6 protein-coding genes are annotated in these 6,060 nt (G+C 61.0%); all 6 read right to left on the bottom strand.

Features of this window, described 5'->3' with window-relative positions; translation table 11 throughout:
* Positions 1–1,690, bottom strand: a 1,690-nt coding sequence (locus A3840_RS08595; RefSeq protein ID WP_131798279.1) for a hypothetical protein, incomplete at its 3' end; no start/stop codon positions are given.
* Positions 1,690–3,384, bottom strand: a complete 1,695-nt coding sequence (locus A3840_RS08600; protein WP_131798280.1) for a hypothetical protein — start codon at positions 3,382–3,384, stop codon at positions 1,690–1,692. The genes A3840_RS08595 and A3840_RS08600, both read right to left, overlap by 1 nt.
* A gap of 3 nt (positions 3,385–3,387) precedes the next feature.
* Positions 3,388–3,558: a hypothetical protein gene (locus A3840_RS19685; RefSeq protein WP_165603154.1), complete on the bottom strand. Its 171-nt coding sequence runs from the start codon at positions 3,556–3,558 to the stop codon at positions 3,388–3,390.
* Between the two features lie 231 nt (positions 3,559–3,789).
* Positions 3,790–4,380, bottom strand: a complete 591-nt coding sequence (locus A3840_RS08605) for a PIN domain-containing protein (RefSeq protein WP_067454890.1) — start codon at positions 4,378–4,380, stop codon at positions 3,790–3,792.
* Between the two features lie 2 nt (positions 4,381–4,382).
* On the bottom strand, positions 4,383–4,841 hold the full coding sequence (locus tag A3840_RS08610; RefSeq protein ID WP_067454896.1) for a helix-turn-helix domain-containing protein: 459 nt from the start codon (positions 4,839–4,841) through the stop codon (positions 4,383–4,385).
* Positions 4,842–4,943: 102 nt separating this feature from the next.
* Positions 4,944–5,900: a YdaU family protein gene (locus tag A3840_RS08615; RefSeq protein ID WP_067454893.1), complete on the bottom strand. Its 957-nt coding sequence runs from the start codon at positions 5,898–5,900 to the stop codon at positions 4,944–4,946.
* Positions 5,901–6,060: the final 160 nt, after the last annotated feature.

Raw genomic sequence — 6,060 nt, forward strand, 5'->3', positions numbered from 1 at the left:
TAAGACTGAAACCGGACCACCCTATGGGGTCAGGCCACTGCTGGATGCTGCTGTTGAGCTGGGACATGCGAGCATAGGCAGGGCTGTCCCCGTTCGCAATCCGCTCCGCCCGCATTTCCGCTTTCAGGCGGGATTGGAGCGCGGACAATTCGGAGAAGGGGACGGTATCACCATAACCGCGCACGACGCCGAAGATAGCAGCTTCCTCGCCTGCCATGGGTTTTGCCGAGGTTGGCATGTTCCGGGCAATCTGGTTTGCCCCCTGGCGGCTATTCTGGACACCCAGCGTCATGGTGCCATCGGGATCAACGGCCTGCCACAATGCCCGCTCCTGCGCCTTGGCTGATGCCCTGGCCGCTTCCAGCGCCTCGCGCATGGCTGTTCCCGCTGTTTCGGGTACCATCCCCGCACCGATGCCCTGCGCGGCGTCCTGAGCCTGTCGGGTGCTGGCGGCGATGGCATCGGCAACCTGCTGGTCGATGGCATCCATATAGGTGCGGACAGAGGCGGCAACCCGCTCGGGCGCACCGCCGGGCTGGATACCCTCCATTGCCCCAATCCGGGCTGCATTCTGATCGGCATTGCGCTGCATGAACTCGGCAGGGTTCCGGGCGGCAACACCGCGCTCCAGCGCACCAAGACCCATATCGCCGGTTTGCTGGAAGGTTGTCGGGGATGAACCGGGAACCAGTTCAGGCGGTGCATTGGAAAGCGTATCGAGGACACTACCGGGAGAGGTGGCGGCGTCGTGAAGTACTTGGCCAGCCATACGCTGCTGACCCGCGCCAGTGAGGGGAGCGAGGTAGTCGCCAGCAACTCTGACGCCGTTACCAATCAGACCTGGGAGACCCGTAAGGGCATGGGTGGCTCCGGCGGCGCCAAGGCCACCAGCAAGACCGGCATAGGGCTTGGCCCAATCCGGTGCGGCCTCCATTGCCGCCTCCGCGCCAGCACCACCAGCGGCATTTACTGCCAGATTGCGAGCAAATTCTCCGCCGGTGCGAGACTGGCCGAAGAGCATGGCGGCGATTTCAGAGGTGGTATCGAGAGCTTGCGGCAGTGCCGTTGTCGCCTGCCCAGCTTTGATCATCAGCAGTTCGGGAATTGCGGCCATGACGCCAGCTTCGGCGGCAGCTCTGGCAAACTGCTCGCCGCTATCGGCCGGGACGACCTGGCTGGGCGTGGTAAAGCCCAGATTGCCTTGGGTGCGCTCCCATCCTTCCCTTGAGCCGGGGAGGTCCGTGGGGATATTCGGGATGGGGCGACCACCGCCGGCCATTTCGACACCGGAATTGGTGGCGTTGATCAGAGAGTTGCCGAGCCAGACCGGAAGGTCCACCGGTGCGCCGAGCAGCATGTTGGCGCCATTGTCGATACCGGCGCCGATATTGTTCAAGAGGCCGGTGATCTGGATATTGTCGCTGGGGCCGCTCACGCCGGGACGTGGCACTGGAAGGTCGTCGGTCGGCTCGGCATAGATGCGAGGCTGATTGTTTCCAAACACTTGGCTGCGAGCTGAAGCGTCAGCCATGGCCTCGGTATAGGCATCGGAAGGATTGGCGACATTGCCATCAGGAACCTTCGGATTGGCGGCGGCCCATTCCTGAGCGCCTTGCACGGCGGTCTGCTCGTCATTTGCCCGAATTTTGATGCGCCGGCCATCGGGGGCCTGAATAGTATAGACCGCCATTATTCGACCCCCACCACTTCCCAGCCACCGCCATTGCCGGGACTTCCGGCATTGCCGCCGGCGACATTCGGCAGTGGCATTGGCTCGCCCTGGGCTTGGCGCTGCGCCCTTTCCAGCCCGGCCTGTACAACCTCCTGAAGCTCGGTCAGGGCCTGGATGAACTCCTCATAGCTTTGGCTACGCTGAAGCCGGGCAATGGCATTGGTCGCCTTGGTGCCCTCGACCTCGGTGATCTGGCCACCGCCTTTCAGGCTTTCGAAAGCCTGAAGGAATGAGGCGCCCTGCAATTGCTCGATGCGGGAGATGGTGCCAGCCTGCGGATTGCCTGGCACATTCGGAGTCCATCCCAAGCCACCAACGGACCACCAGAGGCCGGGATCGTTTTTGAGGTTTTCAATCTGGGTGAGGGTGCGCTGGGCCGTGGCAATGGCTTCCTGGGCACCAAGTTGAGCCTCAACACCAGCCTTACCGGCGGCACTGCCCGCCGCCGTTTCATAGGCGGACCCATAATTATCCTTGGGCACCGTACCGATAACCTGCCGGGTGACAGGATCGAGCAGTGTGAACTCATTGCCGGTGTCGAGGCGGATCGGCTCCTTGCCGAAGCTGAACCCTTCCGGCGTCTCGGTGATGTTGAAATTGCCGGCATTGTCGAGCGTGCCGAAAACCGCATTGCCTTCTGGATCGGAGCCCCAGATCGGCGTGCCGAAGCTGGTCGCGGCCTTCGGTCCCGCACTGGCGTCGGCTTCCATCTTGGCTATCTGGGCACGCTTGTAATCCATATCCAGCGCGTGCATGGGGTCCATTTGCTGCATGCGCTGGGCCAGCATGGAATTGACCACCGACGCCATACCTGGATCGGCCATCAGGAATGGATTCGACACTGCGGAGAACAGGGTTTCTAGCGGCAGCTCACCTGTGCCTTGACCCTGCGTGGCCATTGGAGAGGCTTCGCTGCCGTCATAGGCATTGCGCAGCCAGTCAGGGGCATTTGCTCCCGAACCGCCTGCGCCCCATACACCGGGATTGCCGAAGCCGATGTGCATCGAGCCGGGCTGCATATAGCCATCGCCCGCACCGAAGCCGGTAATGCCAGCTGCTTTGCCCCGACGAACAATTTCCTCAAATATCGGCAGGTCATCGGGATTGGACCAATCGAGACGGCGGCCATTCTGGGAAAAGAACACGTCTGCCGCATTGCCATGGTCATGCCGGGTCGAGCCCACACGCGGCCCTTCCCCCTCACCCGGCTGGCCGCCGGAGAACACTTCCATTTCCACGCCCAATTCAGGCAGGAAGGATAGCGCCGAAACAAGGTCATCGCTGAGCGGAAGGTTTCGGGTTGCGCCTTCATTGCCGTAGCGAAGCCACTCGGTGCCATCAGGCAACGGAGAGAAGGACGGCGCGGCGCCGTCCATTCCGGCAGCTGTGGATGGTATTGGAGCGCCCTGGCCAGTTATGAAGGCAATAAGCTGCTGCTTGATGGGGGCGGCACTTGCATCACCGGCCGCTTGCGCCTCGTCCGCTCTCCTGCCGGTAACGTTGGCAACAATTCCATCACCGATGGCGGAAAGGCCCTCACCAAAAGTACGCGGGGCTGCCGACTTTCCCATGATCTGCGCGACTAGCGCGCGTTTCTGGGCGATGCTCTGGGGCGTCTCACCAGTGTTCCCACCGAAGATGTACTGAGCCATAGGCTATGCCGCCTTGCCGCTGGTAAAGGCGATCAGCGCCTCACGGACCAAAATGGAGGCCGGAAGACCCCGGCGGGTGGCATGGGCGAAAACCTTGGCCTTGAGGTCAGCGGGAATGGCGACGGTAAGCCGCTCTTCGAAATTGGGGCTCTGGTCGAACTTGGTCGATTTCATCGGGGCAAGCTCCTGATTTGAGTGCCCCGTGAATCTAGCTTCTCTCGGCCAGAAAGTCAAAATAATCTAATAAATTCAAATAGTTAGTTGATATTCGCTATTGGCGGTTGCTGGGTGTTGCTCGCCGTTGATGGTCAGACATGACGCCCAAGAGGAGCGTGATGACATCTGAGGAGGTAACGGGGGTGTTCGAGGGTTTGGGGGCGGATGACATCACGCCACAAAGGGAGCCTAGAGGGAGAGCACGTGAGCACGAAGGGCGTCGACGGTTTCCGTTAGCCCTGCGGCCTCCATATCGAGGAACAGCAGGTCAGCGGTCTTTTCCGGTCGCTTGAACCGCTCACGCATCCGGCGGATGGCTGCGACGGCGCGGCCGGTATCGAGCATGATGGTGTCCGCCAGAAACGCATCCGTCGAACGGACTTCGATATTGAGCGGTGCGATGAGGTCGGCGGGGAAATGCTTCAAATTATCGGTGACGATGACGGCCGCCTGGGTCTTGATAGCCGCTGCCAGAACATGGGCATCGTTGGGATCGGGCAGGCCATCACAGATGCACAGGAACTTTTCGAAGTCTTGCACCATGGCATCCTCGAATGAAGCTTCCATGTTCGCTCGGGCACGGATCGCTCGATCCTTTGCGTCCGGCGCCCCCTTGTCTGCCAGGATGCGCTCTATAGCGGCCTCGGTTTCGGATAGCACGGTCGCTGACCAGCGGAGACGGAAGAAATCCGCCTCCGCCAATGTCAGCAGCAGATTGCGCTTCAACGCCCCCGCAAGCGCGCAAGCATCGATGAAGGCGGTGAAGCGATTGGCGAACAAGCTCAGAGATACTCCGCGTCGTCGGCGGCCAGCGCTGACAGCGCATCGCCTCGCTTCTCATCTCGCTGCCGCTTGTAGTCGAACAAGTTCTCGGCCTTGATCCGGCGGTGACGCCCCACTGTGGTGAAGGGGATTTCCCCCTTCTCCAGAAGGGCAATGAGGAAGGGGCGAGACACGTTGAGGATATCCGCAGCCTGCTGGGTAGTAAGCATCTGGCTCACCGGCACCAGCGTAACGGCATCGCCACGGCCAACATGGCGCAGCAATTCCATCAGCAGGCTGGACAGTCCAGGCGTCAACGTGACTTCAATAGGCTGGCGCGTCTCTTCATCCATGACGCGCAGCTTCGCATCGCCGGCTGCTTGTGCGGCGAGCAGTGTTCTCAGTTGATTGGCGGCGGCCTTTTCCCCCTCAGACGGGAGGCGGCCGCCGAGTTCATGGGCATATGCTGGCATTGTCATGAAGGTTCTCCCGTTGGACAAAAGATATAACCCACAATCGCAATATTCGCAACAATCGAAACATTCGCAAGGCGCATGGGTTCCATGTCGCTTAGGGATAGGTTACGCCGCCCTCGCTTCCTGCCAACCTTCACCATCGCCGGGCCTAAGCAATTCGGCCGGTGCCCTGCACCCAGGATGGCCGGGGATCGGCCCCCACTGGTGAACCGGCCACTGGCGCTTGCCACGCGCCCAGCCCAATCGGGTCAGCCAGGTCTTTTCGGTTTCAGCCGGGGCAGTGGCTTCCGCAAAACCCTCGAACCGTCGCTTGCTGAGATATCGGCAGAAATGAATGGCCGGATGAGTGGGATTGGCCTTGAGGAAGGCGCGATAGCTGGCGATTGACGGCAACACCACGGCGCGGTCGTCAGGCGCCAGCTTCTTCCACTCCGGCAATGCCTCGGCTTTCGACATGTTCGGCGTGGTTGGATATGCCTGCCACGCCGCGTCGAAATCATCGGGATAGACAATCCGTTTCCGAGCCGGTTTCTCGATTTCAGACCCTTCGGGAACGGACAATGTAGATACGTTAGTATCTACTATATTGGGTGTGGGTGTGGGGGCATCGGTTTGGGATGCGTTTGGCATTCCCATGGCATCGGCCATATTCAATGTTTCCATAGAGTTAGGCTCCGACCCGTCCGATGGGTGGTTGGGGTGCTGTCCGACAGGTCCGGGGGGTGCGGTGCGATTTCCCCACCGTTGCCGGGAGTTTTTGGCCTGTTTCTTGGAGTGATCACGGACATACTGCAGCTCGTCGCCCAGGCGCCCCTGAGAGACGGTGAGCCCGTCCGACGATACGGTCATGAACTCCATGATGGTGTCCTTGATGCGTTGCCATTGGGGCGTCGTCAGCTTGGCAAAGCGGGCCAGCTTCCGGTCATCGTTGGGCAGTTCGCCGCCCGCGCGCCACATAGACATCAGCAGCATGAGATACGCTCCATGCTCCAGCGTGGTCAGGTGGCCAGTGTCCGCCAGATAGGCGTCGGTCCAGAGGGGCAGGGCTGGGAACTGTGCCATGGTCAAAAGCTCCTGGCCGCGTTCCGAACGGCGGAACACGCAACGTCAATGAAGAGATCGATGGTGGTGCATGGGCCGTTGCGCTGTTTGGCAATGGCCAGTTCGCCGCGGTTGCGGACGGCTATAGCGCGGCAATCTGGATGAGACGCTGGCGACAATC

The sequence above is a fragment of the Devosia elaeis genome (assembly GCF_001650025.1).
Taxonomy (GTDB): Bacteria; Pseudomonadota; Alphaproteobacteria; order Rhizobiales; family Devosiaceae; genus Devosia; species Devosia elaeis.